This is a genomic window from Pantoea sp. RG18 (assembly GCF_025910075.1).
In the GTDB taxonomy this organism is placed as follows: domain Bacteria; phylum Pseudomonadota; class Gammaproteobacteria; order Enterobacterales; family Enterobacteriaceae; genus Pantoea; species Pantoea agglomerans.
Genome location: NZ_JAPCIL010000015.1, coordinates 73,128 through 97,677, shown reverse-complemented (window position 1 = coordinate 97,677; position 24,550 = coordinate 73,128). Strand labels below are relative to the sequence as shown.

Annotated in this window: 24 protein-coding genes; 6 read left to right on the top strand and 18 right to left on the bottom strand. The window is 55.6% G+C overall.

Going from position 1 to position 24,550, the window contains the following annotated elements:
* Positions 1–36: 36 nt before the first annotated feature.
* The 10 genes from dagF to pmbA all read right to left on the bottom strand — a co-directional run bounded on the left by dagF (position 37) and on the right by pmbA (position 7,704).
* Positions 37–777 (bottom strand): 2-dehydro-3-deoxy-phosphogluconate aldolase, encoded by a 741-nt coding sequence (dagF, locus tag OK409_RS16765; protein WP_158148969.1) that lies wholly within the window; start codon positions 775–777, stop codon positions 37–39.
* Positions 774–1,895: a DgaE family pyridoxal phosphate-dependent ammonia lyase gene (locus OK409_RS16760; RefSeq protein ID WP_245115935.1), complete on the bottom strand. Its 1,122-nt coding sequence runs from the start codon at positions 1,893–1,895 to the stop codon at positions 774–776. Before OK409_RS16760 ends, dagF begins: the two co-directional genes overlap by 4 nt.
* Entirely contained in the window at positions 1,879–3,009 is a 1,131-nt protein-coding gene (locus OK409_RS16755; RefSeq protein WP_192033486.1) for an amidohydrolase/deacetylase family metallohydrolase, read from the bottom strand. The genes OK409_RS16760 and OK409_RS16755 overlap by 17 nt, the downstream gene beginning before the upstream one ends.
* 43 nt (positions 3,010–3,052) lie before the next feature.
* Positions 3,053–3,694 carry a DUF4310 family protein gene (locus tag OK409_RS16750; protein WP_010256482.1) on the bottom strand — a complete coding sequence of 214 codons (642 nt, stop codon included), beginning with the start codon at positions 3,692–3,694 and terminating at the stop codon, positions 3,053–3,055.
* Positions 3,695–3,705: 11 nt separating this feature from the next.
* On the bottom strand, positions 3,706–4,482 hold the full coding sequence (locus OK409_RS16745) for a DUF4311 domain-containing protein (RefSeq protein ID WP_010256480.1): 777 nt from the start codon (positions 4,480–4,482) through the stop codon (positions 3,706–3,708).
* A 128-nt stretch (positions 4,483–4,610) separates the two neighbouring features.
* The gene (locus OK409_RS16740) at positions 4,611–4,910 is read right to left on the bottom strand and encodes a DUF4312 family protein (RefSeq protein WP_010256479.1); all 300 of its coding nucleotides are present in this window, start codon (positions 4,908–4,910) and stop codon (positions 4,611–4,613) included.
* A 2-nt stretch (positions 4,911–4,912) separates the two neighbouring features.
* On the bottom strand, positions 4,913–5,269 hold the full coding sequence (locus OK409_RS16735; RefSeq protein ID WP_010256477.1) for an SFCGS family glycine-rich protein: 357 nt from the start codon (positions 5,267–5,269) through the stop codon (positions 4,913–4,915).
* A 1-nt stretch (position 5,270) separates the two neighbouring features.
* Complete coding sequence (locus OK409_RS16730) at positions 5,271–5,618, bottom strand: glycine dehydrogenase (RefSeq protein ID WP_022623928.1); 348 nt, start codon at positions 5,616–5,618, stop codon at positions 5,271–5,273.
* Between the two features lie 295 nt (positions 5,619–5,913).
* The gene (gene cybC / locus OK409_RS16725; protein ID WP_010256473.1) at positions 5,914–6,300 is read right to left on the bottom strand and encodes a cytochrome b562; all 387 of its coding nucleotides are present in this window, start codon (positions 6,298–6,300) and stop codon (positions 5,914–5,916) included.
* Positions 6,301–6,363: 63 nt separating this feature from the next.
* The gene (gene pmbA / locus OK409_RS16720; RefSeq protein WP_010256470.1) at positions 6,364–7,704 is read right to left on the bottom strand and encodes a metalloprotease PmbA; all 1,341 of its coding nucleotides are present in this window, start codon (positions 7,702–7,704) and stop codon (positions 6,364–6,366) included.
* 115 nt (positions 7,705–7,819) lie between these two features.
* Between pmbA and yjgA the strand changes: the two genes are divergently transcribed.
* Complete coding sequence (gene yjgA / locus OK409_RS16715) at positions 7,820–8,365, top strand: ribosome biogenesis factor YjgA (RefSeq protein WP_264367244.1); 546 nt, start codon at positions 7,820–7,822, stop codon at positions 8,363–8,365.
* Positions 8,366–8,405: 40 nt separating this feature from the next.
* Here the strand turns inward: yjgA and OK409_RS16710 are convergent, their stop codons facing one another.
* Both OK409_RS16710 and mpl read right to left on the bottom strand, forming a co-directional pair.
* On the bottom strand, positions 8,406–9,146 hold the full coding sequence (locus tag OK409_RS16710; protein ID WP_264367243.1) for an oligogalacturonate-specific porin KdgM family protein: 741 nt from the start codon (positions 9,144–9,146) through the stop codon (positions 8,406–8,408).
* 355 nt (positions 9,147–9,501) lie between these two features.
* On the bottom strand, positions 9,502–10,854 hold the full coding sequence (gene mpl, locus OK409_RS16705) for a UDP-N-acetylmuramate:L-alanyl-gamma-D-glutamyl-meso-diaminopimelate ligase (RefSeq protein WP_179257520.1): 1,353 nt from the start codon (positions 10,852–10,854) through the stop codon (positions 9,502–9,504).
* A 168-nt stretch (positions 10,855–11,022) separates the two neighbouring features.
* On the opposite strand from mpl, the gene fbp reads away from it, so the two are divergent.
* On the top strand, positions 11,023–12,030 hold the full coding sequence (fbp, locus tag OK409_RS16700; protein WP_010256459.1) for a class 1 fructose-bisphosphatase: 1,008 nt from the start codon (positions 11,023–11,025) through the stop codon (positions 12,028–12,030).
* A gap of 22 nt (positions 12,031–12,052) precedes the next feature.
* On the opposite strand, the gene OK409_RS16695 is transcribed toward fbp, so the two are convergent.
* Both OK409_RS16695 and OK409_RS16690 read right to left on the bottom strand, forming a co-directional pair.
* Positions 12,053–12,739, bottom strand: coding sequence for a hypothetical protein (locus OK409_RS16695; protein WP_033772710.1), 687 nt, complete (start codon positions 12,737–12,739; stop codon positions 12,053–12,055).
* A gap of 192 nt (positions 12,740–12,931) precedes the next feature.
* A complete protein-coding gene (locus OK409_RS16690) occupies positions 12,932–14,491 on the bottom strand; it encodes a methyl-accepting chemotaxis protein (protein ID WP_264367242.1) in 1,560 nt (519 codons plus the stop codon).
* Between the two features lie 169 nt (positions 14,492–14,660).
* On the opposite strand from OK409_RS16690, the gene OK409_RS16685 reads away from it, so the two are divergent.
* The 3 genes from OK409_RS16685 to ppa all read left to right on the top strand — a co-directional run bounded on the left by OK409_RS16685 (position 14,661) and on the right by ppa (position 16,213).
* The gene (locus OK409_RS16685) at positions 14,661–15,071 is read left to right on the top strand and encodes a lysozyme inhibitor LprI family protein (protein ID WP_029519419.1); all 411 of its coding nucleotides are present in this window, start codon (positions 14,661–14,663) and stop codon (positions 15,069–15,071) included.
* A 61-nt stretch (positions 15,072–15,132) separates the two neighbouring features.
* On the top strand, positions 15,133–15,582 hold the full coding sequence (locus tag OK409_RS16680; protein WP_003855520.1) for a DUF441 domain-containing protein: 450 nt from the start codon (positions 15,133–15,135) through the stop codon (positions 15,580–15,582).
* Positions 15,583–15,682: 100 nt separating this feature from the next.
* Positions 15,683–16,213, top strand: a complete 531-nt coding sequence (ppa, locus tag OK409_RS16675; protein WP_003855519.1) for an inorganic diphosphatase — start codon at positions 15,683–15,685, stop codon at positions 16,211–16,213.
* Between the two features lie 59 nt (positions 16,214–16,272).
* On the opposite strand, the gene OK409_RS16670 is transcribed toward ppa, so the two are convergent.
* From OK409_RS16670 to tamA, 3 genes are read right to left on the bottom strand one after another with little or no spacing between them, the layout of a single operon-like run.
* Positions 16,273–16,626 carry a gamma-glutamylcyclotransferase gene (locus OK409_RS16670; RefSeq protein WP_010256451.1) on the bottom strand — a complete coding sequence of 118 codons (354 nt, stop codon included), beginning with the start codon at positions 16,624–16,626 and terminating at the stop codon, positions 16,273–16,275.
* A 2-nt stretch (positions 16,627–16,628) separates the two neighbouring features.
* On the bottom strand, positions 16,629–20,396 hold the full coding sequence (gene tamB, locus OK409_RS16665; protein WP_033758895.1) for an autotransporter assembly complex protein TamB: 3,768 nt from the start codon (positions 20,394–20,396) through the stop codon (positions 16,629–16,631).
* Positions 20,393–22,108 carry an autotransporter assembly complex protein TamA gene (gene tamA / locus OK409_RS16660; RefSeq protein ID WP_264367305.1) on the bottom strand — a complete coding sequence of 572 codons (1,716 nt, stop codon included), beginning with the start codon at positions 22,106–22,108 and terminating at the stop codon, positions 20,393–20,395. Before tamA ends, tamB begins: the two co-directional genes overlap by 4 nt.
* A 518-nt stretch (positions 22,109–22,626) precedes the next feature.
* Here tamA and OK409_RS16655 point away from each other — a divergent pair.
* Entirely contained in the window at positions 22,627–23,949 is a 1,323-nt protein-coding gene (locus OK409_RS16655; protein WP_010256442.1) for a hemolysin family protein, read from the top strand.
* A gap of 146 nt (positions 23,950–24,095) precedes the next feature.
* Here the strand turns inward: OK409_RS16655 and OK409_RS16650 are convergent, their stop codons facing one another.
* On the bottom strand, positions 24,096–24,302 hold the full coding sequence (locus OK409_RS16650) for a DUF1107 domain-containing protein (RefSeq protein ID WP_003855513.1): 207 nt from the start codon (positions 24,300–24,302) through the stop codon (positions 24,096–24,098).
* Positions 24,303–24,550: the final 248 nt, after the last annotated feature.

Genomic DNA, 24,550 nt, shown 5'->3' with positions numbered 1-24,550 from the left:
GCGATCTAGCCTGTTGCAGGCAGATCGTGTTGATCTCTAAGCCAGCAGCGTTTTACAGATGGCCAGCAACTGCTTCACATCTTCAATGCGGGTCTCTCCACTGGCTTTGTCGATGATCGAACTGTAGACGTGCGGGATCACTTTGCTGACGCCCGACTCCAGCGCAATGCGCACGATCTCACCGAAATTTTCCAGATCGATACCGCCGGTAGGCTCCAGCCAGAAATCCAGCTTTGCACAGGCTTCCGCCACAGCGCGATACTCATCCACCGCCTGCAGACCGCCCATCGGGAAATATTTTACCGAGCTGCCGCCCATATCCTGCAGCATCGCGATCGCCGTTTCGACGGGCACAATCCCATCACGCTGTTTTGAGCTGCGCGGTCCGGTGGAGATTTTCACCTGGCCTGGCGTACCGGTGGGCGAGATCAGACCGTTCACTATCGTCTGCGACTGCCCCAGCAGCGCACGGCTGGTGGCGACGCCGGTAAAGACCTGATTCACATGCTGCGGTTGCAGCACTGCCGCGATCTCACTCACCATCTGTGACTGGTTGGGATCGCCCGCACCCAGACCAATCGAGAGCGCATTATCGATCAGCGCGGCATACTCGCGCATATCGGCGATAGCGGCTTCATTGCTGGCGTAGTTTTTCGACAGCACGCCGACCAGCACATGCCCTTCTGCCGCCTGCCAGATGGCGCGCGCATTCTCTTTCGATCCCGCCAGTACGTTAAGGCAGAGACGATCCTGATAGAAATTGGGGGTCAGCGTCATGCGTTTTTCTCTCCGTTTAACAGTGCCTGAATGCGGGTGAAAATAGTGTGCAGTTGATCGGCGCTGACGCTGCGCACGTCCGCCTCAATGATCCCTTCGTTGGCTTTGTAGCCGCGGAAGTAGATCGCCACATCGCCGTTTTTCAGCGCCTGCACCAGATCGCCGGTGCGCTGCTGGATCGCGGCTTCGTCGAACTTGATCTCAGCCCGGGCGATGTCGCGTCCGGCGGCGTCCCACACTACCCGGGCCGTCACGCCATTCAGACTGTTGAGCTGTTCAATGAACGGCGTCATTTTTTCTGCCATGTGCGCACCACTGATTTTTGGCTGCGTCAGATAGTTTTCAATCGCCTGGGTCAGCCCCAGGATCCCCTCTTTGCCCACTTTCATCGCGCGGCCAATGCCGTTGGTCTGGCGTTTGACCCACTCAACGTAGTGGTGTCGGCCAATTACCAGTCCGCTGGTCGGCCCTTCAATCGCTTTTGCTCCGCTGTAGATCACCAGATCGGCACCCGCCTGGTAGTAGCATTGCAGATCCTCTTCTGCCGCCGCATCGACGATCAGCGGGACGCCATGCTGGCGCGCAACGGCTGCGGCCTGCGCCACATCGAGATGGCTCTTCTGCACACAGTGGTGCGATTTTACATAGAGGATCGCCGCGGTCTGTGGGGTGATCGCTGCCGCCAGCTGGGCGGGTGAGCACTCATTGCTGTAACCCGCTTCCACCAGTTGTCCGCCACCCAGTGCCACCATGCTGCCGACCGGTGCGCCATAGTTCACGTTGTGCCCTTTCGGCACCACAATCTGATGCGGGACGGTCAGCGGCGCGGCATGCAGGTTATCCACCAGCCAGTCGTTGTCTTTCACAATCACCGCCGCCACGCTCTGGGCGATACCGGCCGAGGCGCAGGAGACCACCAGCGCGTTCTCCACCTTCAGCAGACCGGCGATATAAGCACCGGTCTTATCCACCAGATCTTTCATTTCGAAGTAGTGATCGAGGCCATATTTCACCGTATCGATCACCTCACTCGATGGCGTAGAGACGCCGAGGATCGTCATACGGCCAGAGGCATTAATCACCGGCTTCAGGCCATACTTTTCATATACCGAGGTCATGCGCTATTCCTTCTTCAGTCGCGATCCACGTACCAGCAACGACGGCCGCCAGCGGGACCAGATGCTTCTCACCTGCGACCTGTTCACCTTCTGAATCGATGAATGGCCGGGTTTCCTCTTTGACGCTAAACACCGTCAGATCGGCGTCGTAGCCGATTTTCAGCTGGCCCTTGCGCTGCAGGCGAAGTCCTGCCGCCGCATTGACCGTTACGCAGTCAATCACCTGCGGCAGCGTCATACCGACACTGAAAAATTTCGACATCACATGCGCCAGGTTGTGAACCGGTCCGGCCAGACGATTGCGGCAGTAGATGTCAGAGCTGATGGTGTCGGGCAGAATGCCCTGCGCAATCGCCGCGCGGGCGACTTCAAAGCTGAAGCTGGCACTGCCGTGGCCGACATCGAGTTTGACGCCACGCGCGATAGCCTGTTTTACGGCCGCTTTGAGTTCACCCTGCGGCGTCAGGATACGGTTGGGTTTGCCGTTAAAGCAGTGCGTGATGATGTCACCCGTGGTGAGCAGATCCGCAATCTGGTCGAGATTGGGCGGATTATTGCCAATGTGAACCATCAGCGGCAGCCCGCCGGTTTCCTGCTGGATCGCCTTCGCTTTAATCAGCGGCTGCACACCATTCTCGCCCACCACGCTGCTGCTGATGCGCGCCTTGAGGCCGACAATAAAATCGGGCAGCCGCGCCACCGCCTGCTGCACCGCCTCGCCATCTATCTGCGTCATGTCAGCCAGCTCATTCTGGGTGACGATGCCGGTGCGGGCGATATTGATCAGCGCATAAACCTGGGTCTGTGCCGCGCGTGTCAGCCGGTAAAAGTCATCAATGTGCTCTGCGCCGGTGCTGCCCGCATCGACAACCGTGGTGACGCCATGCGCTACGCCAATCGCATCCGCTTCATCATGATAAATTGGTGATTTGGGATAGCAGTGAACGTGGGAGTCGATCCAGCCTGCGCTGAGGTAGTAACGGCCAGCCAGATCGCGCTCGTGCTGCGCGTTACCCTGCACCTTGCCTATGGCGGCGATGCGGCCATCCTGCAGCGCAATGTCGACCACCTGCTCATCGCTGAGACGCGCACCGCGAATAATCAAGTCGTACATGGTTTCTCCTTAACGGCAGCCCGCTGCCGGGCTGCCGGTGAGATCAGAGAGCAATCGGAAACAGTGCCCCAAGGATCATCGCGCCGAGGATGGCGCCGCCGGTAATGGGCTTGTTCCAGAGATAGAAGAGCAGCGCGCCCAGCAGCGAACCCAGGCCAATCGGAATGGATGCCGCCATGGCTGACAGGATGATCAGCGGCCCCAGAAAGCGCCCCGAGGCATTACCCGCACCCATCATCACGTCTGCGCCGTAGGTTGAGTCGCTCTGATTGATGGTGAATTTACGCGCCAGAATAATCAGGTAGCCAATCGCCACACCAATCACCAGGCCCGTCGCCAGCGAGGCAGCGAAGTTCGCCACCGGGAAGACAATGCCCGCACCCAGCAGCAGTGCCGGAACGCCCAGCCCGACGCCGGTCTGAATCGCCCCGCCGATATCCAGAATGCCCACCAGCGAGCCTTCGATGATACGAGCGAACAGGAAGCTGGCACCAAAGGCGGCGACCGCGCCGTAGACGCCGGTCTCCATGCCTGCACGCAGCATCGACACAAACGCCACTTCGTTGAACGCGCCGATACCATAGAGGTAATACATGTGTGTCCCGGCAAAGACGCCAGAAGAGAGCAGGCCAACAAAGATCGGGAAAGACCAGTCGGCGTACCAGAAGCCTTTATTTTCGTTCATCGCATCGCCTCTTATTTGCCGCTGACTGAGTTATGGATCATGTCGAGCCAGCCGGGAATGCCGAGCTGGAAGGACTGCAGCAGCTTCATATCGAAACCACGGAAGAAGCCGCTCAGCACAAACAGCAGCACGATGGCGGTCATCATGACTTTGGTGACCCGGTTCCAGCCGCTCTCTTCCACGCCTTTACCGATCAGGATTCCCAGCACCAGTCCCGGCACGGCGTTGCCCATGATCAGCTGTGCCAGACCGCCAAAAATGGTGGCCCAGAAGCCTGACTTTCTGCCCGCGTCGATCGCCGCCAGCCAGAAGATCACCGGCATGACGGTGTTCACCAGCAGGTTAGCGGCGGGCACCAGCACTTTGACTGCCGTGACCTGCAGCGCAGCCGGAACAGCCGAGGCGGTGGAGTTGAGGAAGGCGACCACGATCATGCCGATGATGCCGCAGGCGATGGCCATTTTTTTCGGATCGTGCAGCGTCTCCGCCACATTACGATTCTTCACCATCAAGGCGGCCGCACCCCAGTTTGGAATGATGCGATGATCCACATCCTGAGTGAATGAACCGGCTGCAACCGACGATGCCCAGGCATTGAAAAAGAAGCCAAGACCAAAGGAGAAGTGGGATGCCGGATCGCCCTCGCACGAGTTCAGTTCGCCCAGCGTACGGAAAGCGCCCATGCCCTGAGTGGTTGGCGCGTGGAACATGCGCGCAGCACCCGCACCGACGCCGACCCCTACCAGCCCGCCAATGATCAACGACTTAAACAAAATGATTAAAAACATGTTGTTGTACCTTGTTGTCGTTTTTACCTGCCCAATCGCACGCCGCCGCATCGCCCACGCCTGATCATCGCGATGTCGCGACAGCAGAGCATCGGGCAAACGGCTGGCTGGCGTTAACAGGCTCTGTTTTACGATGCCGCCGTGAACGCCACCTGTTCGGTGTCGAAAACGGTGACGCTGACGGTGATCTCCAGCGTGACGCTGAAGCTCCGCCGTTGGCGCGCCAGAAAGAAGAAGAGAAACTTCTCGGTTTTGACGCTCTCCTGCGCGCGCAGCACCCGGACATCCTGAGGTTCAATGCGCAGCAGAATTTTTTGCGTCGCGCGCAGAACCTGGTTCTGCACACGACTCAGGGCATCGGCAAAGGCTTTCGCTTTGGTGTCGCCTTTGCCCTCGACCGTCACCTGGGTAACGTATTGTTCTTTCATAATCAGCTGCCGTGCTTCTTGTTCCAGGCCTGCACCAGCCGCTCGCCTAACTCTTCTTTATCCATAAAGCCGAAGCCCAGCACCGTGGCACCTTCATTAATGGCGGTGACGCCTTCGTCGACAGAACGCATGCCATGTTTTGCTTTGTAGCCATATTTGTTCTGAGCGGTGATAGCACCGGCGCCGCCGCTGCCGCAGAACGAGATGCCGAAATCGGCGTTTTCCGCCTTCATCACGTCACCCAGTTTCATGTCAGCGGCGACACCTGGCACCACGACGGCACGGCCACCCGCTTTTTCGATGCCCGCAGCCACTTTCTGTCCTTTACCTAAACGATCGCCAATCACTACTGTTACCATCTTATGTTCCTCTCTGGTTGTTTGATCGCGCGACTTCAATATGCACTGACAGCAGCCAGGCCTCTTCGCGGGGCAGATTGCCAAACAGATCGACGACCTGCTGCGCCAGCGCTAACGTTTCCGGCGGAATATCCTCAAACAGCTCCGCTTCCACTTCCGGCAGCGGCTCACCGCTCAGCGAGCGTGACGCCATGGCACCGACATGCGATTGCAGCATCTGCTGCTGAACCGCATTGGGCTGAATACCCTGCTGCTGATAGATCGCAGCAATCTGCGTCATCACGCTGTCAGCCAGCTGTTGCACTTTCTCAGGTGCCGCTTCATACACCGGGACGCCGTTATTACTCACCTTGCTACTCCTGTTAAACCGGATAATTCGCGTTAAAAACAAATTAGCGGTCATCGCCCCGGCTGTGGAGAGGCAACATTTCCAGCAGCAAGTGGAAATTGAAGTGAAGGTTGTGCGTCAGATCGCAGGCTGCATGCTTAGTGCGACACGCGTCGCAGAATGCATAATTTGATGGATTTAACCGAGAAAAGCGGTGATGTTGTGCGGCGACAAGCCGGACGCGCTGGGGTTCAGGGTACGGTGATAAGCAGAAGTGATGGTAAAAAACCGCCGGCCTGGCTGGCCGGCGATCTGATTAACGGAATTTCTTATGGTTGGTATTGCGGATGTCGTCGAACTTCGCTGCTTCGCGTTTCGCCCCGTCCACATTGTTGGCTTTCGCCAGCGCGCTGACCACATCGATCTGCGCGATCAGCGAGTCGATACCGGCATGGAAATCTTTCACCTGTGGGCTGTCAGCCGGCTGGCCTTCCAGCTTATCCGGCGTGCCCTGTCGCGCATCCTGCGCTGCGGCACGCATTTTGGTTAACGCCTGCTGCATCTCCTGAGCATTGTCACTTTTTTTGACGATTTTCAGGTTCGCATTCAGTGTATCCATATCCTGCTCCAGATCCGCCGCATAGAGACTGACGCTGGAGAACAACAGAGAAGCCGACAACATTGCAATCACATGCTTACGCATCATTACTTCCTTTTTATTGTGATGAAAAAAAAGCAGCCAACCGGCTGCTTCAGGAATCCATCTTTATTGTCCCGCTATCTTCATCTCAGGCAGTAACACTGAACCGCACTGGATATTGCTGCGGGTTTCAATATCGTCACCGATGGTCACCATATTGCGCCACATCTCTTTGAGATTTCCGGCGATAGTCACTTCGCTGACCGGGTACTGAATAACGCCATTCTCGACCCAGAACCCGGCCGCACCGCGTGAGTAATCACCGGTAATGGCGCTGACGCCCTGTCCCATCAGTTCGGTCACCACTAACCCGGTGCCCATCTGCTTCAGCAGGTCGTCAAAGCTGTGGCCCTGGCCCGCAATGCGCCAGTTATGAATGCCGCCAGCGTGACCGGTGCTGGTCAGGCCCAGTTTGCGGGCTGAGTAGCTGGTTAACAGCCAGGTCTGCAGCACGCCATCTTTGATGATGTCGCGCGCCTGGGTACGCACCCCTTCGCTGTCGAATGGCGTGGAGGCGAGCCCTTTCAGCAGATGCGGCTGTTCATTGATGGTGAGCCACTCCGGCAGGATCTGCTGACCCATAGAATCCAGCAGGAAGGTCGATTTACGGTAAACGTTGCCGCCGCTGATCGCGCCAACCAGATGACCAAATAAGCCGGTTGCCACTTCAGAGGCGAAAATCACCGGGGCTTTCATGGTCGGAAGTTTACGCGGTGCCAGACGAGAGAGCGTGCGGCGCGCGCACTCTGCACCAACCCACTCCGGGCTCTTCAAATCTTCAAACGCGCGCCCAATGGTGTAGGCGTAGTCGCGCTCCATGTTGCCATCCTGCTCGGCAATCACGCTGCTGGAGAGCGAGTGACGGCTTGAGCAGTAGCTCTGTAACATACCGTGGCTGTTGCCAAAGACTTTGATGCCGACGTGGCTGTTGAAGCTGCCACCTTCAGTGTTAGTAATACGCTTGTCGGCGCGCAGTGATGCCTGTTCCGCCTGCGCAGCCAGTTCAATGGCGCGGTCAGCATCAATCTCCCACGGATGGTAGAGATCCAGGTCTGGCGCATCATAGGCCAGCAGCTCTGCGTCGGCCGGACCGGCGAAGGGATCGGGCGAGGTATAGCGCGCAATATCAATCGCCGCCTGCACGGTGCGTTTGATCGCGTCCGGGCTGAGGTCGGTCGATGAGGCGCTGCCTTTACGATTCTGATGATAGACGGTGATGCCCAGCGCACCGTCGCTGTTGAATTCGACGTTTTCCACTTCGCCATAGCGGGTGCTGACCCCGATGCCGGTGGTTTTACTGACTGCCACTTCCGCGCTGTCAGTGCTTGCTTTAGCCAGTTCAAGTGCCTGCGCAATGGCCTGCTCCAGTACTTTTCGCTGTTCTGCAACCTGAGTAGATACGTTCATCGACCTGCCGTCTAATCTTATGTGTGAATGATTTGAGTCTATCAGAGTCAGAGAACAATTTCGCAGTCACCCGATAAACTGGTAGGATTAGCCTCTTTTTTTTGGGAGCCCGGAAATGACCAAACAGCCCGATGAGTGGCTCGACGATGTGCCAGATAATGACAAAGAAGAAGATGAAGAGATTATCTGGGTCAGTAAGAGTGAAATTAAACGCGATGCAGAAGAGTTAAAGCGCCTGGGTGCCGAACTGGTTGATCTGGGTAAAAACTCGCTGGATAAAATCCCGCTGGATGAGCGCCTGCGTACCGAAGTGGAACTGGCACAGCGCATCAAGAAAGAGGGTCGCCGTCGTCAGCTGCAGCTGATCGGTAAACTGCTGCGCAGTATTGATGTGGAGCCGATCCGCGTTGCGCTGGATAAGCTCAATAATCGCCATAACCAGCAGGTTGCGCTGTTCCATAAACTGGAAATGCTGCGCGATCGTCTGATTGAACAGGGTGATGAAGCGATGGGCGACGTGATTGCGCTTTATCCCGATGCCGATCGTCAGCAGTTACGCAGCATGATCCGTAACGCGCAGAAAGAGAAAGCGGGCAGCAAGCCGCCGAAGTCTGCCCGTCAGATTTTCCAGTATCTGCGCGAACTGGCCGAAGCGAAGTAACGCCATGGCGGGCAGCCTCGCCCGCCTCCCGGCAGCGCATTTATCGATAGATATAGAGAATACCGGTGCGCAGCCGCAGCTGGCGTTCGCTCGATGTCGCAGAACGTCCGATATCGCCAAAGGTGACGTAAGGCACCCAGACGCGATCGTTGCCAAGCGCATAATCGAACTGTAACTCCTGTTCGTAATCGTCATGTTTATTGGCAAAGAGTTTCGCATCCGCGTGCTTATACACCAGCTTATAGGTGGTGGTCAGCCGATCGCTTTTATTTCGCAGATAGAGATCAAAACGGTTGGCAGTGCGATGCCGGTCAGCATCGCAATAATCAATACCGCCGGTGCGGCATTGATCGTCATGCGCATAATCGGTCAGCTCAAGACGATAAAGGCCACCGAGAGACCAGCGATCATTAAATTTATACCAGGGTGCCACACCAAATTTCCATTCAGTGCGCGAGGAGTTAAACTCTGGCTGAATAAAAGGCGACACTGTCCAGTTTCCCCAGTAATACGACTTCAGAAAGGTCACCTCCACCACATTTAACACGGTGTCGTTATAATATTTGTCTTTTGGATCGGCGCCGCCGGTTTTGAATTTGGTTTCGACGCCGAGAAACATATTGTCTGGCAGCGTGGTGCTCAGACCCAGCTTGTCGTAGTGCGTGCGGTCGCGAAGGCGGTACTCATGCCGGTAATCAACGGTGGCCGTGGCCAGCGCCGCAGCAGAACTGCATAACAACGCGGCGCCCAGCAAAAACGACAATGAATTATTATTTCCCATATGAACATCCTTATTAGTGGTAATCAGAGCAATGAATTATCCGAACTCATTCGTTTAACCCAGAGTTAACTTATATTTAAAAACCTCATCAATATAAGATCGCGCATAAAGAGAGACTGTTATTTATCCCTTTAACTTTAACGCGTTAATTATTGTTCCTCAGTTACTACAGGGATGATGCTAGAAATAACCGGCGAGAGCGGCCTTTCTGTTTCAGACACTAATAAGAAAAATATGGCAACGGCAGGAAGAGTAAGCAGATCGAATTCAAAAATATGCGGGATTTATTGAGGGAATAATATTTCCGGAGATAATGCTTTTAAAAAAAAAGCGCCCGAAACGGGCGCCTGTGACATTATGCCAGCCTGTCCAGCAGCTTCTGGTGGATGCCACCAAACCCGCCGTTGCTCATGACCAGAATCGTGTCGCCTGGCTGAGCGGCTTTGGCCACCATTTCCACCAGGGTATCGATATCCGCGCTCCAGTGCGCAGGCGGAATGCACGCTTCTGCGACATCTGATACCTGCCACGGAATATGGTGCGGCTGGAACAGAAAGACCTCATCAGCACGCGCCAGCGACGGTGCCAGATCGTTCTTGCTGACGCCCATCTTCATGGTATTAGAGCGTGGCTCCAGCACAGCCAGGATACGCGCTCTGCCGCCAACTTTGCTACGCAGGGCAGCCAGCGTCGCCAGAATCGCGGTCGGATGGTGGGCGAAGTCATCATAGACTTTGATGCTGTTCACTTCGCCGCGCAGCTCCAGCCGTCGACGCGCATTGATAAAGCTGTTCAGCGCCTGGCCTGCATCTTCCGGCCTCACACCCACATGGCGCGCGGCAGCAATCGCCATCAGCCCGTTGTGCATATTGTGTTCACCCACCAGCGCCCAGTTCACTTCCCCGACTTTTTCGCCGTCGAGCCAGATTTCCCAGTGAGACGCATCGTTGGTGAGCTTCTTCGCCTGCCAGCGCCCGTGCTCGCCCACGTTCTCCTGCTCGCTCCAGCAGCCCATCGCCATCACCTGTTTGAGGTTAGGATCATGTTCCGGCAGCAGGATCTTGCCCTGGCCCGGTACGATCCGCACCAGATGGTGGAACTGCTTCTGGATCGCGCGCAGATCGTCAAAGATATCGGCGTGATCAAACTCAAGATTATTGAGGATCAGCGTACGTGGGCAGTAATGGACAAACTTGGAACGCTTATCGAAAAACGCGCAGTCGTACTCATCCGCCTCAATCACGAAGAATGGACTTTTTCCTAATTTTGCCGAGACATCGAAGTTTCCGGGCACACCACCAATAATAAAGCCTGGCTCAAGGCCGCAGGCCTCGAGAATCCACGCTGCCATGCCGGCTGTGGTGGTTTTGCCGTGGGTTCCCGCGACCGCCAGCACCCAGCGATCGCGCAGCACGAAATCGTGCAGCCACTGCGGGCCAGAGAGGTAAGGAATGTTGCGTTCCAGCACCGCTTCCACGCAAGGATTACCCCGCGTCATCGCGTTGCCGATAATCACCAGATCAGGCACCGGGTCAAGCTGACTGGCGTCGTAACCTTCTGTTAATTCAATACCTTGCTGTTCAAGCAGAGTACTCATAGGTGGGTAAACGTTGGCGTCTGACCCGGTCACCTGATGACCAAGTGAACGGGCCAGCATCGCCAGACCGCCCATAAAAGTGCCACAAATCCCGAGGATGTGAATGCGCATTACGTGATCCATTACTCAAAAGTTCGGCGCACAGTGTAACGCCGCTCGCAGATGGAAGAAACGGATTAGGACTATGGTTTTTGAAGTTCAATCGGCTAAACTGCGTACGCATCCGTTGGCAGACTGTTACGCGTGCTGCCACTCCATCGAAGATTCAGGGAATGTGTTATGAAAACGTTGGGCGAATTTATCGTCGAGAAGCAGCATGACTTTCCGCACGCTACAGGTGAACTGACAGCGCTGATTTCCGCTATTAAGCTGGGTGCCAAAATCATCCACCGCGATATCAACAAAGCCGGTTTAGTGGATATTCTGGGTGCCAGCGGCGTCGAGAATATTCAGGGTGAGCAGCAGATGAAACTTGATCTGTTTGCCAACGAGAAACTGAAGGCAGCACTGAAAGCACGCGGCATCGTCGCCGGTATCGCTTCTGAGGAAGAAGACGAGTTTGTGATCTTTGAAGGTGAAGAAAACGGTAAGTACGTGGTGTTAATGGATCCACTGGATGGTTCTTCTAACATCGACGTTAACGTTTCCGTCGGCACCATTTTCTCTATCTACCGCCGCGTCAGCGAGCCGGGTACGCCGGTTGTTGAAGCTGACTTCATGCAGCCAGGCAACAAGCAGGTCGCTGCCGGTTACGTGGTTTACGGCTCCTCCACCATGATGGTTTATACCACCGGTGCAGGCGTGCATGCGTTTACTTACGATCCGTCTCTGGGTGTGTTCTGCCTCAGCCACGAACGTATGACCTATCCACCAACGGGTTACACCTACTCCATTAACGAAGGTAACTACATTCGTTTCCCGCAGGGTGTGAAGAAATATCTGAAGTTCTGTCAGGAAGAGGATCTGCCAACGCACCGTCCTTATACCTCACGTTACATCGGATCGCTGGTCGCGGATTTCCATCGTAACCTGCTGAAAGGCGGCATCTACCTCTACCCAAGCACCGCCAGCCATCCTCAGGGTAAGCTGCGTCTGCTGTATGAGTGCAACCCGATGGCGTTCCTGGCAGAGCAGGCGGGCGGTAAAGCCAGCGACGGTCAGAAGCGTATTCTGGATATTCCACCGGTCACGCTGCACCAGCGCTGCCCGTTCTACTGCGGTAACGAGGCGATGGTGAACGACGTTGAGCGTTTCCTGGCCGAGTTCCCGGATTGCCGTCAGGGTTAATCCGGCGTAGATAGTGACATATTCAAAGCCTGCTTAATGCAGGCTTATTTTTTTCCGTTTCGCGGCTATCGCAGGCATTACAATGCTGGTAATACTTTTCTATCTCTTCTTCTGCCCGCTTACGCATACCCGGGCTAGCCGGAAAGTGATCCAGCCCGGCGAAATATAAAATCAGACTCAACGTGCAGACCACCAGCCCGATAAAAAGGCTCGCATAAATCATCAAAAAGCCCAGAGCCAGCAGGCACAGGCTGCAGATTAACAGCGCAATAGCAGTAAAGAACCGGGAATTTATCTTCTCTCTGTTAAAGTATAATCGGCCGTTACGGCTGAGGCTGAGCGTATACTGATGTACGGCAAAATATCTAAAATTTGTGATTTCGCTGGATGTATCGATAATTTTAATAACTTCTTGCTGGATGGCGCTATTTTTTACCCCATATATTTTCTGGTTTAACAGGGTGATATAACGGCTTGTCAGCTGTGCTTGTTCCCGCTCGCTCACTAACCCCTCACTGAGTTCATTCTTTATGAACCGCATTTTATTATTAATTGTATGCTGGAAGAGGTGTTCGCCCTTTATATTCTTAGAGAGCCAGCGAAGTATCCCTGCCACAAAAAACAGGCCCACTATTAACATAAAAAAGAGCGGTGAATGTTCATATGTGGACAATAATTTGTCGATGTTTTCAATAACTGAAGCGTACACGTCTTTGCTCCCGATTCTGTAACATAATGGTCTGCGGGCAATGTTAGCGAATAAGGTCCGGACTGAACACCATTCAGGCTAAGGAGAAATCTTCGGCGAGGGAGATGCGGGGAAACCGCTTATGCGACAGGCGCAGCGTAAGACGCAAAAAACAGCGGGATAATGAGCGCATAGAGGATGCGCTCATCGGTGTTACTCAGGCTGCAACCTGAACTGCGCCATGGTTGCCTGAAGCTGATCGGACTGCGCTTCCAGCGACTGGGTCGCGGCGGTGGCCTGCTCTACCAGCGCCGCGTTCTGCTGCGCCGCCGCATCCATCTGTGTGACCGCCAGATTAACCTGCTCAATGCCACGGCTCTGTTCGTCGGAGGCCATCGAGATCTCTTTCATCAGTGCCGTTACGCGCATGACCTCACCAGAAATCTCATCCATGGTTTCCCCGGCCCGCGTCGCCATCTCGCTGCCCTCTTTGACCCTCGACTGTGAATCACTAATCAGCGTACGGATCTCTTTGGCCGCGTTAGCGCTGCGCTGTGCCAGCGTGCGCACTTCGTTTGCCACCACCGCAAAGCCACGGCCCTGCTCGCCTGCGCGCGCCGCTTCAACGGCGGCGTTGAGTGCCAGGATATTGGTCTGGAAGGCGATACCATCAATCACGCCAAGAATGTCGCCGATACGATTGGCACTGTCGGTAATCTCATGCATTTTTTCCATCACATAGCAGACCACCTCCGCGCCGCGATCGGCAGTATCAGAGACCGCGTTAGCCAGCTGGTGCGCCTGCTGGGCATTGCTGGCGTTAAGCCGCACGGTTGCCGTGAGCTGCTCCATGCTGGCGGCAGTCTGCTCCAGCGAGGCGGCGGACTCTTCGGTACGCTGCGACAGATTGACGTTGCCCGCGGCCAGTTCACGGCTGCCGATGTCGATCTGCATACTCGCTTCGCGCACCTGACTCACCGAGGTACGCAACGACTGCTGCATCCCGGCGAGCGCATGATTAAGCCGCCCCAGCTCATTGTTGCCCGACGGTGGCAGCGCCTGCGAGAGGTCGCCCGCCGCGACCTGCTCAAGATGGAGAATGGCCAGGTTCAGCGGCTGCAGCAGCATCCGGCGCAGCAGTTGCCAGGCGAGTACCAGCAGCAGCAGTGTTAATACCACCGCCACGGCGATCAGGATTTTCATTTTGGTTTCGTTGTAGGCCGCCTGCGCCAGCTGGGCCTGGGTGATCTGATCGGCCAGCTGGCTGAAGTCCGTGACGGCCTTGTTGTAGCTGGCCGCCAGCGTCGCCAGGTTGCCTTCCAGCAGCTGGTAATACTCGTCGGTATATTGCTTATCCAGGGCGTTCATCATCGGTTTGATGCCCTGGTCGAGATAGGCTTTGTAACTGGCCGAAACCGCATCGGCCAGCTTTTTGCCGTGCGCCGTCACCGTTCCGGCGTCCACAAAGCGCTTCAGGCTTTGCTTTGATGAGACCACATCCGCCTGCGACAGTTTTGTTACTGCCGCCCCCTCTTCCAGCAAACCAATTTCAATTTTACGCACCGCCAGCGCGGCGTTAGCGCGGGCCCGCATCAGATCGGCATTGCTCTGGTAAAGACTGTTCAGCTCGATCCCCTGAATGCGGTTGATCACATCCAGCGAGCGATTCCCTTTGTTAATTGCCACGATACCCATAAAACTCACCGCCAACAGCAGCAGTGTCATAAATGCCAGCAATGCCAGCAACCCCGTGCGAAGTGATAACTGTTTCATCCAGATAGTTTCCGTGTATGTGAAAAGGCAAATTTTCCAGCGGCCCTAAAACGGATGAAGTATCGGCAGTAACGGCGCGAAACTTTAACCCTGATTAGTGTTAACAACTTGATCATCACGGGAACATCCATCAAGCTAATCGCCGCTTATCCGTTATCCGGAGAAAAGAATGAAACCAGGATTACTTCTGATGCTGCTGTGCCTCAGCACAGCGGTGCTGGCAGAGGATCTGCCGACAGACGCCTCGCCCGATCGCTGCCTCAATGACGCCTCGACTACCCTTGCCATGAACCAGTGCTACGCTGCGGCCAATCGGGCCTGGGATCAGGAGATGAATAAGCAGTACAACAAACTGATGAAAACCCTCTCCGGCGAACCTAAAAACAAACTGCGTGCCGCGCAACGCGCCTGGATGAGCTACCGCGACAGCTGGCTTGAGGCGAGCCGCAGCCAGCTCAGTTCACAAGGCTCGCTGGGCAGCGTGGCGCTGAGCGCTCAGAGCCTGAGCCTGGTGCGCAATCAGGCACTGATGTTGCAGTCACTTGGTAAAGGCAGCTGTGCTAACCCCGATGACTGCTGATCGATAACCGGTTTTTGCGCTGGCTGAAGTCAGCGCGCTCATTAACCTTCAGGGAGAAACCATGGCTGCTTACGCCTCGACCATCATTCTGATTTGCCTTGCCGTGCTGAGTTATTTCGTTCACAACAACGCGGTCACAATTTCAATTCTGGTGCTGCTGGCGATTAAAATTACCCCGCTGGCTCAGTTCTTCCCCTACGTAGAAAAACAGGGCATTACCTTAGGCATCATTATTCTTACCGTGGCTGTGATGGCCCCGCTGGCAAGCGGCTCACTGCCCGCCTCTGCGCTGATCAAGTCGTTTGCTAACTGGAAGTCGATTGTGGCGATTCTGGTGGGGATCTTTGTCGCCTGGCTGGGCGGCCGTGGCGTGAACTTTATGAGCGTCCAGCCTTCGGTGATTGGTGGTCTGCTGATTGGTACAGTGATTGGCGTGGCGTTCTTCCGAGGGGTGCCGGTAGGACCACTGATTGCCGCAGGCATTGTTTCGCTGTTTGTGGCGGCTAAGTAGCGTTTGGGCGCATTCCGAAACGCCAAAAAGGGGGCATACTTTCAGAGTCAGTTGGCTATAATAGCCGACACTCAACATACGACTACTGAAGGAATGCCAGATGAGTTTGAACCAGGTGCCAGCAGGTAAAGACCTGCCAGAAGATATCTACGTTGTCATTGAGATCCCAGCGAATGCTGATCCGATCAAATATGAAGTTGATAAAGAGTCTGGTGCCCTGTTTGTAGACCGTTTCATGTCTACAGCCATGTTCTATCCGTGCAACTACGGCTACATCAACCATACCCTTTCTCTGGATGGTGATCCGGTTGACGTACTGGTTCCGACCCCGTATCCACTGGTTCCAGGCTCAGTGATCCGCTGCCGTCCGGTTGGCGTGCTGAAAATGACCGACGAGTCTGGCGAAGATGCCAAACTGGTTGCCGTTCCGCACACCAAACTCTCTAAAGAGTACGATCACATCAAAGATGTGAACGACCTGCCAGAACTGCTGCGTGCACAGATCACCCACTTCTTTGAGCACTACAAAGATCTGGAAAAAGGCAAATGGGTGAAAGTGGATGGCTGGGATAATGCCGAAGCCGCTAAAGCTGAAATCATCTCCTCTTACGAGCGCGCACAGAAGAAGTAATTCTGCTGCCGGTTTGTGAGTCGAAAAAAAAACACCGTCCGGATGGACGGTGTTTTTGTTCAGGCCTCTGGCTCCTCATCGCGCTTCAGCCAGTCACCACTCATGATGCGCTGGCGTCCTGCCACTGAGCGTTGATAGACATAAAGCCATGCACTGCCAAACGGCGTCTGAGTCAGATAACGTTTGTACTCTCCCCCTTTGGTGCGAAGCGCATCCAGCTCCGCAAGGGTTGAGGCATCAATGCGGTACACCTCACAATGTACCGCTCCATTGCCCTCAATCACGCCGGGATAATGGCCCAGACTGTAAAGCTCAAAGCCTTCAATCTGGTGATCACCCAGCCACTGCGCATTCGTCATCCAGTGACTGTTTCCCTGTTTGCGCCGTAAACTGCCGTAGACAATTATTCGCATTGCTAAAACTCAAACTGATAGAGCAAATCGAGAGCCTGATCCACACCGGACACGGCTTCCAGATAGAGTTTAGGCATCAGGCGGTAACGCAAGGTTAACGTCGCCAGTGAATCAAATATGCCAACACCGTATTTTACCTGCAGACCCGGTAGCACATAGCCGCTGACCTGCACCTGCTGGCTGTCGCCAACACCGGCAGTATCAACAGCGAGATTGCTGACACCGAATGTCTCCCCGATTTTACCCACAACCTGCCCACTTTGTGCAACCCCTAAGCCAACAAGTGCTGAAGTGAGGGCGTTACTGTCGCCGTCGCTGCCCAATCCCTGACCGCGCAGCAGATAGGAAAGCGCTTCCTGTTGCGACATCGCCGGATCGGAGAAGACTTCCGCTTTTGGCTCATCCGCCAGGCCAGTGACGCGCAGACCCGCGGTGACGCCATCTTCGGTGGCATCCGGGTTACGGATGGCTTCCAGGTTGACGTAAGGCTGATCCGGCGGACCGGCAAACTGCAGCTCGCCTTTACGCACGATCAGATCCTGACCATAAGCGTGGAAGCGACCGGACGGAATGTTGATCTGACCGTTCAGGCCGAGTCCTGACTTATCCTGCACCATTTTCAGATCGCCATTCAGCTTCGCTTTCAGGCCAAACGCAGAGAGTCGCACATCGTTGCCGACGTGGATCACCAGATTGCTGTTAATCGGAATCGCGGCGGTTTGCGGTGCAATCGGCTTCAGCTGTTTATCCAGCAACACCTCATCCGACGAAACGCCAGTGGCGCTTTCCGGCACTTCCTGCACCGTGATGCGCGCCCATGGAATATCGACCCGGCCATCAAGGTTAAAGGCCGCTGGCGTCGCTTCAAACACCAGATCCGGCGAGACATCCATGCGCACCATCGGCGGCACGGTCACGCGAACCCGGCTGCCCTGCGCCGCAATGCGCGCACGCCAGTTGTCGAGCTGGCTCCAGTCTGCGTTACCGCTGAGGTTGATATTGCCCTGCCCGGTCTGCACCAGCCCGTTCAGGGTGGAGCTCATGCCGTTAAACACCAGATTCAGGTTGGCACTGGTCAGGTCAACCGGCATAAAGTTGCCATCCACATCCACACCCGTCAGGCCAAGCTGACCAAATACCTGCGGCTGCTGCACGCTGCCGCCCAGGCGCAGGCTGCTGTTCAGGCTGCCTTTGATCTTCTCGCCCTGCATCAGTGCCGGATTGAGCATCGCCAGCGAGACATTGCGGATGTTGACGTTACCGCCCAGCGTGCGGCGATTTTGCGGATCGTCGATCTGCACGTTGCCATCCAGCTGACCGTTATTGGCGATGCGGATCAGCCAGTCGAGCTGGGCGCGCCCGTTTCGCAGCGCGGCATTGAGGTTCAGCGTGTCAAAGGCGATCGGCAGATTGTTGCCCTGCACATCCTGCACCACTTTCACGCCGTTGCCCTTCAGCGCCACGGTACCGGTCGGCAGGCTGCCATCGGCAGTCCAGTTGACGCGCACGTCGCCGCTGAACAGGCCGCTAAGCTGAGTCGCATCCGGCATAAACGGCTTCACCATCGCCAGGTCAAAGCGATTCAGCACCACATGCGCCTTGCCTGCCGGGCCCGCTTCAACCGGCTCCGGCACACAAATTTGCGCATTGGGGTTCTGCCAGCAGTGTGGGCCGATGGTGGCCGTCTGGCGGCTGTTCAGATAGTCGATGGCCATGGCGCGGGTCAGACGCCACTCACCGACTGGCGTATCAAAGTGGGTGTCGTTCAGCGACCCTTTCCAGCGCTCCGTCTGGCGATCAAAGCTGCCGTTCAGCGCCAGCTGGCCAGAGACCGGTTTGCCCTGCACATTGAGCTTCAGCTGATGCTGATGCTCATTGCCGTCCGCGTTCAGCGTCAGCAGGCTGATGTTCAGCGCATCCTGCTTCAGCTGCTCGACGCGCAGTTGCAGTTTACCCGCCACCTGCTCGCCTGAACGGACGTCGCCATTCAGGGTGACGCGATTGATCTGCATCTGCTGCCAGCGCAGACCACGGGCATTAAGATCGGCCAGCAGCTGCGGTGCCTTCAGGGTACCCCGCGCTTTTATTGTGCCGTTGATGACGCCGCCCAGACCCGGCAGCGCATTGTCGAGCTGGGGTGCGTCGATACTGGCATCGAGATCCAGACTGTCGCCCAGCGCGCCTTTAACATCCAGATGGTTGCGTCCCAGCGCCAGCTTAATGCCCGGCACCGTCCACTGGTTGTAGCTGTTACCGGTCAGGGAGCCATCAGCGGTCACGGCGTTCTGTTTCACATTGCCTTTCAGCTGTAGCTGCGGCACGCTCAGTTGCCAGCTGCCACCATACAGACTGCCGCGGGTGGTGATTTTGCCATCCAGCCTTGCTGGCCAGTCGGGATACTGTTTAGCGGTATTAATTCCCGCCAGCGTCAGCTCACTGCGCCAGCTTATCGCCTTGCTCCAGTCCACCAGCGCGGTGAGATCGATATTGCCCTGCAGCGCAGCCACGCGCAGGCGGTCGAGGCTGAACTGCTCAACGTTGCCTTTACCCGTCAGCGAGATCGTCGCCGGTGGTACAGATTCACCCTTCACGGCAGTCTGCAGCGACATCACATAGTCGGTGGCTTTGCCTTTGAACTGATAGTCCAGGTTATCCGCCTGATACGCTACCGGACCGGTCAGCGGCCAGCGTAACTGCGGACTGGTCAGCTTCAGTGACAGCGGCAGTCCCGCCACCGCCAGCTGGGTCGTGGCGTCCAGCTGCGCATTCACCGGACCGGAGAGGTTCAGCCCCATCTTCAGCTCGTCGCGCATCGCGCCATTAAGTTTCAGCGCGAGCTTTTCGCCTTTAATCGGATCGGTATTCACTGTGCCGTTAAGGGAGAAATCGACAGGCCAGTTATCCGCCAGCGTCGCCTGACCGCTACCCTTCAGGTTGCCGAGGTTCGAGTCCACCTCCAGCGTGCTGAGCTGCATCTGACGATCGGCGGTTCTGGCTTTCAGCAGCAACCGGCTGACGGAAATATCGGTGTCGCCGGTAATACGCAGCTGTTCACCCAGAATCTGCTGCACCTCAATATCCAGCGGCAGACGGAAATCAGGCATCTCAGGCAGCAGGGGTTGCGCAAACATCGCCTGCAGCGTTTCACCCAGCGGTTTTTCAGCGGGATGTGGCTGCTGGACTTTCGGCTCCACCACCTCGTCATTGACCACTTTCGCCGCTTTCGGCAGCGCAATCAGCAGGCTTTGAATATGGGTCGGGTTCAGCGTCAGCGCACGATCCTGCCACTGCAGGCCGGTGGTGAAGTCGAGCAGCGATATTGCGGTGTCATCAACTTTGACATTGATATTGTGCAGGCCAAAGTGACGCAGCGTGATGGGGTATGGCGTGCTGAGGTTAGTGTTGCCACTCTCCTCTTCCGGCGCTGGTGCCGCAGGCGTCATTTTCTTGCTGTCGACCACCACGCTGATATCGCGCAGGGAGACATCGTTAACGCACACGGAGGAGTGCAGCAGGCAGTTGAGATCCACCGCCAGATGAATTTGCCCGGCATCGACGCTGACGCCAGGCATTTCGTAACGCAGACCGTTAAGGGTCAGGTTACGCCAGCCCCCATCGACCTGCTTGATTGACAGGCCCGGCACCCAGCGCGACGCACCTTTCAGCACTAAATGCAGCCCAGGCGTGGTACCGATTAAAAATGCCACCCCACCCAACAGCACGACCAGAAAGATCAGAATGCCGATCAGGACCTTTTTCCACAGCTTCATAGTTCTGGCCCCAGCCCTACGTAAAATTGTAATCCATGCTCTTCGTCATCCCCGATGGGTCTGGCGATATCAAATTTGATTGGGCCAACCGGTGAAGACCAGCGCACGCCGACGCCCGCACCGGTTTTGACGTTACTTTGCTTGATGTCGTTAACCGCTTCGCCCGAGTCGACAAACACCGCGCCCCACCATTTCCCGGTGACGTTGTACTGATATTCCAGCGATCCGGTGGCGAGTTTTGATGCACCGGTGAGTTTGCCGTCATCATCGCGCGGTGAAATGTTTTTATATTTGTAGCCACGAATACTGCGGTCACCACCGGCAAAGAAGCGCAGATCCGGCGGCACTTTTTCGAAGTCGTTGGTTTCGATCCAGCCCAGATTGCCGCGCGCCACAAAGCGATGACTGTCGCCAAGGGTACGGATCCAGACGTTTTGCGCCTGCAGGATCAGGAAGTCGACCTCTGAACCCCAGGTGGTATCAGAGACGTCTGCCGAATAGCGCTGTGAATCGCCCCATGTCGGCATCAGGCCGCCACGGGAACGGGTACGGTTTACGCTGACGCCGGGATAGAGCAGCATAGTGGTGTTGGTCACGCTGCCCTGAGTAAAGTGATCCAGGCTCCAGCGCAGGTTGACCGCCTTCTGCCAGCCGCTGCTGCTGTCCCAGTTGCGCGACATCGCAAGCGTAGTGGTATCCGCTTTGGTGTCGTTTAGGTCGGTGCGCTTCAGGCCGCCGGAGAAGGTGTAGTACTGCTCAAGCGGGCTTTTCAGCAGCGGCACTTTGTAGCTGAGATCGACCTGCTGTTCCGGCGCGGAAACGTAGGCGCTGGCCGCCAGGCTGTGGCCGCTGTCGTTGATCCACGGTTTTTTCCAGGTCCCTTTCAGGCGCGGACCGACGTCTGTGGAATAGCCGACGCCGGTTTCAATGGTGTTTTCGGTGCGGGGTGACATTACTGCGCTCAGCGGCAGCACTTTGGTCTGTCGTCCCTTGCTGAATTCCGGCGCGACCACCACCGAATTAAACCAGCCGGTAGCGGAGAGGCGGCGGTTCAGCTCGGCTAAATCGCGGGAGCTGTAGTAGTCCCCCTCTTTAAACGGCACCAGGTTTTGCAGGTACTCTTCGCGAATTTGCGATCCCTGGAAAGTAACGTCGCCGAAGCGATAGCGTTCGCCACTGTCGTAGTCGATATCCCAGAACGCTTCACGCCGCTCAACCGAGACACCAAGCTGGCTTTTTTTAAACGTGCCGTCGAAATAGCCGTTACGCAGTGCGAGATTAGAGAAGCCGCTTTTGAATTTGTCATATTGCCCGTGGTTAAGCTGGCTGCCCACTTCAGGGCGTCCCTGCTTCACCCAGGCTTTGTAATCCGCGTCATTGCGCGCATCACCTTCGACCACAATCGTGCTGCCGCCGATTTTTACCGGTTCACCAGGCGTTACGTGTGCCACTAATACCGGTCGTCCACCCTGCGCAGGCGCGGGGCGGGATTCGAAATCGATGGTGGGCTCGTAATAACCGAGCGCGCGCAGCCCCTCTTTTATCGCAACAGAAACGCGCGCGCGAAAGCGGCCATCATTAGAGACCTCATCGCTGCCGATGGTGGACAGACGCGCTCTGACATTCTTTTGCAGATCCCCGGATAAGCCGTCTACCTGTAATCGCACTGTCGCCGCCTCAAGGGCGGGCGCGGCAAGCAGCAGGCCAGCCATGCAATAAACATAAAATCGTGGCACCTGTACTCCTGTTAATCATGCCGGCCCCTTTTCCGCGGGGCGCTTATTAATCTTCTTTGCCCGCACTACCGCAACGGCAACATCCTCATCATAGCCGCACTTTATGGCAAACGGCGGAGCAACTCTGACATCTAAGTCAAATAACGGGGCTATTGTCGGTAAATGGGGTGAGCGATACAACTCCTGCGGGTCGGAATGATCAGTCCGATATGACTCACTCAGATAAATCCGAGTCTGTAACCGGCCGCTCTGGCTGCTAATGCGCCCTTAAGCAGCGGTTTGCCCTCTGGCGGCGCAATGAGCGCTCCTGCTATAATCGGCCACCACAGGCATGCCGCCTGTTTTCATTTCTGCCCCGACATGTCGTTTGTTGTCGAACTGGCGCAGACATTTTTGGCACGGATAGCTTTGTTTCACGGATAAACCAACTCTGTTTGCGCTTACCCACGCTGCCCAGGCCAAAAATGACAAGTGGATAACCCTTTGGATCTCATATGTTAGATAGCTTACTTGTCATTCTGTTACTGATCGTAATCAGTGCCTTTTTCTCTCTGTCGGAGATCTCGCTGGCGGCCGCCCGTAAGATCAAACTGAAACTGCTGGCCGATGAAGGCAACGTAAATGCGCAGCGCGTGCTGAAAATGCAGGAAACGCCGGGCATGTTCTTCACCGTGGTGCAGATTGGCCTCAACGCCGTCGCCATCCTGGGGGGTATTGTTGGCGATGCGGCGTTTTCGCCGGTTTTCAGCGGCCTGTTTAACCGGTTTGTCTCGCCGGAACTGGCGGAGCAGCTCAGCTTTATCTGCTCCTTCACCATCGTCACCAGCCTGTTTATCCTGTTTGCTGACTTAACCCCAAAGCGGGTCGGCATGGTCGCACCGGAAACCATCGCGCTGCGCATCATCAACCCGATGCGTTTCTGCCTGCTGATAATGCGTCCGTTGGTGTTTCTGTTTAATGGCCTGGCTAACGTCTTCTTCCGTATTTTCAAGCTGCCGATGGTGCGTAAAGATGACATCACCTCCGACGATATCTACGCGGTGGTTGAAGCGGGTGCGCTGGCTGGCGTGCTGCGTAAGCAGGAGCACGAGCTGATTGAAAACGTGTTTGAGCTGGAGTCACGTACTGTTCCCTCCTCCATGACCTCACGTGAGAATATTGTCTGGTTTGATCTGCACGAAGATGAGACCAGCCTCAAAACCAAAATCGCCCAGCATCCTCACTCGAAGTTTCTGGTCTGCAGCGGCGATATCGACCATATCGTTGGCTATGTCGACTCCAAAGAGCTGCTGCTGCGCGTGCTGGGTAATCAGAGCATGGCGCTGAACAGCGGCCTGCAGATTCGCTCGGCGCTGATCGTGCCGGACACGCTGACCCTCTCTGAAGCACTGGAAAGTTTTAAAACCGCCGGAGAAGATTTCGCGGTGATCATGAACGAATATGCGCTGGTTGTGGGCATTATTACCCTGAATGATGTAATGACCACGCTGATGGGCGATCTGGTTGGCCAGGGTATGGAAGAGCAGATTGTGGCGCGCGATGAGAATTCATGGCTGGTTGAAGGCGGTACGCCGATTGATGACGTGATGCGCGTGCTGGACATTGATGATTTCCCGCAGTCAGGCAACTACGAAACCATCGGCGGCTTTATGATGTATATGTTGCGTAAGATTCCGAAGCGTACCGATTTTGTGAAGTTTGCTGGCTACAAGTTCGAGGTAGTGGATATTGATAGCTATCGCATCGATCAGTTGCTGGTCACCCGCATCGATGAACGACCGCCGGTGCTGAGCATGACAAAAAGCGAAGAAGAGTAGAATGACCAGCAGTCTGGACATGGACAGCGCGGAACAACCGGAATGTGACGTAGTCTGTGAGAATTGTTGGCACTGCTCAGGTTCAGAGTGACAAATAAAATGGCCTGACTGGCCAGACACTAAGGGCGCCATCGGCGCCCTTATGATTAGTTGAACTCAAGTTTGAGACGAACGACCTGGCGGTTAATTTCTGACATCACGCTCAGGTGCTGTTTGTCTTTGACGCGCGGGATTAATACTTTCCCTTTGTCGAACTCGAACGCGCCGACGTCCTTGATATACAACCTTCCTTTGAACAGCGTTTTTACATATTTCGCTATTTGTAGCGGATTATAGCGCTGGAAGATCTTCATACTGACTAACTCCTGTACATTTTTAAGCACGCTTCGCCGTTTCCAAATTTGGTTCCAGCCCATGAAGCGCGAATTCGCGATAACTATAGAACACTCAAACCTACTAATGTTCCTAAAAGTGATTTTTTTTACTGAATTGACACATCATTACAGAACACTCTGTTATCAGGCTCACACAACACAGTATAAACCTTCGTTGGTTAAGGAATTGTGGCGGCCATAACAAACCTGACACCTTTCCAGGACAG

Bases quoted from the DNA above. Each gene is read 5' to 3' on its own strand.
- OK409_RS16690 (WP_264367242.1), bottom strand. From the start codon at position 14,491: ATGAAACAGTTATCACTTCGCACGGGGTTGCTGGCATTGCTGGCATTT.
- OK409_RS16710 (WP_264367243.1), bottom strand. From the start codon at position 9,146: ATGGGAAATAATAATTCATTGTCGTTTTTGCTGGGCGCCGCGTTGTTA.
- OK409_RS16740 (WP_010256479.1), bottom strand. From the start codon at position 4,910: ATGAAAGAACAATACGTTACCCAGGTGACGGTCGAGGGCAAAGGCGAC.
- tamB (WP_033758895.1), bottom strand. From the start codon at position 20,396: ATGAAGCTGTGGAAAAAGGTCCTGATCGGCATTCTGATCTTTCTGGTC.
- mpl (WP_179257520.1), bottom strand. From the start codon at position 10,854: ATGCGCATTCACATCCTCGGGATTTGTGGCACTTTTATGGGCGGTCTG.
- OK409_RS16680 (WP_003855520.1), top strand. From the start codon at position 15,133: ATGGCTGCTTACGCCTCGACCATCATTCTGATTTGCCTTGCCGTGCTG.
- OK409_RS16685 (WP_029519419.1), top strand. From the start codon at position 14,661: ATGAAACCAGGATTACTTCTGATGCTGCTGTGCCTCAGCACAGCGGTG.
- yjgA (WP_264367244.1), top strand. From the start codon at position 7,820: ATGACCAAACAGCCCGATGAGTGGCTCGACGATGTGCCAGATAATGAC.
- fbp (WP_010256459.1), top strand. From the start codon at position 11,023: ATGAAAACGTTGGGCGAATTTATCGTCGAGAAGCAGCATGACTTTCCG.
- tamA (WP_264367305.1), bottom strand. From the start codon at position 22,108: ATGGCTGGCCTGCTGCTTGCCGCGCCCGCCCTTGAGGCGGCGACAGTG.
- cybC (WP_010256473.1), bottom strand. From the start codon at position 6,300: ATGCGTAAGCATGTGATTGCAATGTTGTCGGCTTCTCTGTTGTTCTCC.
- dagF (WP_158148969.1), bottom strand. From the start codon at position 777: ATGACGCTGACCCCCAATTTCTATCAGGATCGTCTCTGCCTTAACGTA.
- OK409_RS16650 (WP_003855513.1), bottom strand. From the start codon at position 24,302: ATGAAGATCTTCCAGCGCTATAATCCGCTACAAATAGCGAAATATGTA.
- OK409_RS16745 (WP_010256480.1), bottom strand. From the start codon at position 4,482: ATGTTTTTAATCATTTTGTTTAAGTCGTTGATCATTGGCGGGCTGGTA.
- ppa (WP_003855519.1), top strand. From the start codon at position 15,683: ATGAGTTTGAACCAGGTGCCAGCAGGTAAAGACCTGCCAGAAGATATC.
- OK409_RS16670 (WP_010256451.1), bottom strand. From the start codon at position 16,626: ATGCGAATAATTGTCTACGGCAGTTTACGGCGCAAACAGGGAAACAGT.
- pmbA (WP_010256470.1), bottom strand. From the start codon at position 7,704: ATGAACGTATCTACTCAGGTTGCAGAACAGCGAAAAGTACTGGAGCAG.
- OK409_RS16755 (WP_192033486.1), bottom strand. From the start codon at position 3,009: ATGTACGACTTGATTATTCGCGGTGCGCGTCTCAGCGATGAGCAGGTG.
- OK409_RS16655 (WP_010256442.1), top strand. From the start codon at position 22,627: ATGTTAGATAGCTTACTTGTCATTCTGTTACTGATCGTAATCAGTGCC.
- OK409_RS16735 (WP_010256477.1), bottom strand. From the start codon at position 5,269: ATGGTAACAGTAGTGATTGGCGATCGTTTAGGTAAAGGACAGAAAGTG.
- OK409_RS16760 (WP_245115935.1), bottom strand. From the start codon at position 1,895: ATGACCTCGGTATATGAAAAGTATGGCCTGAAGCCGGTGATTAATGCC.
- OK409_RS16750 (WP_010256482.1), bottom strand. From the start codon at position 3,694: ATGAACGAAAATAAAGGCTTCTGGTACGCCGACTGGTCTTTCCCGATC.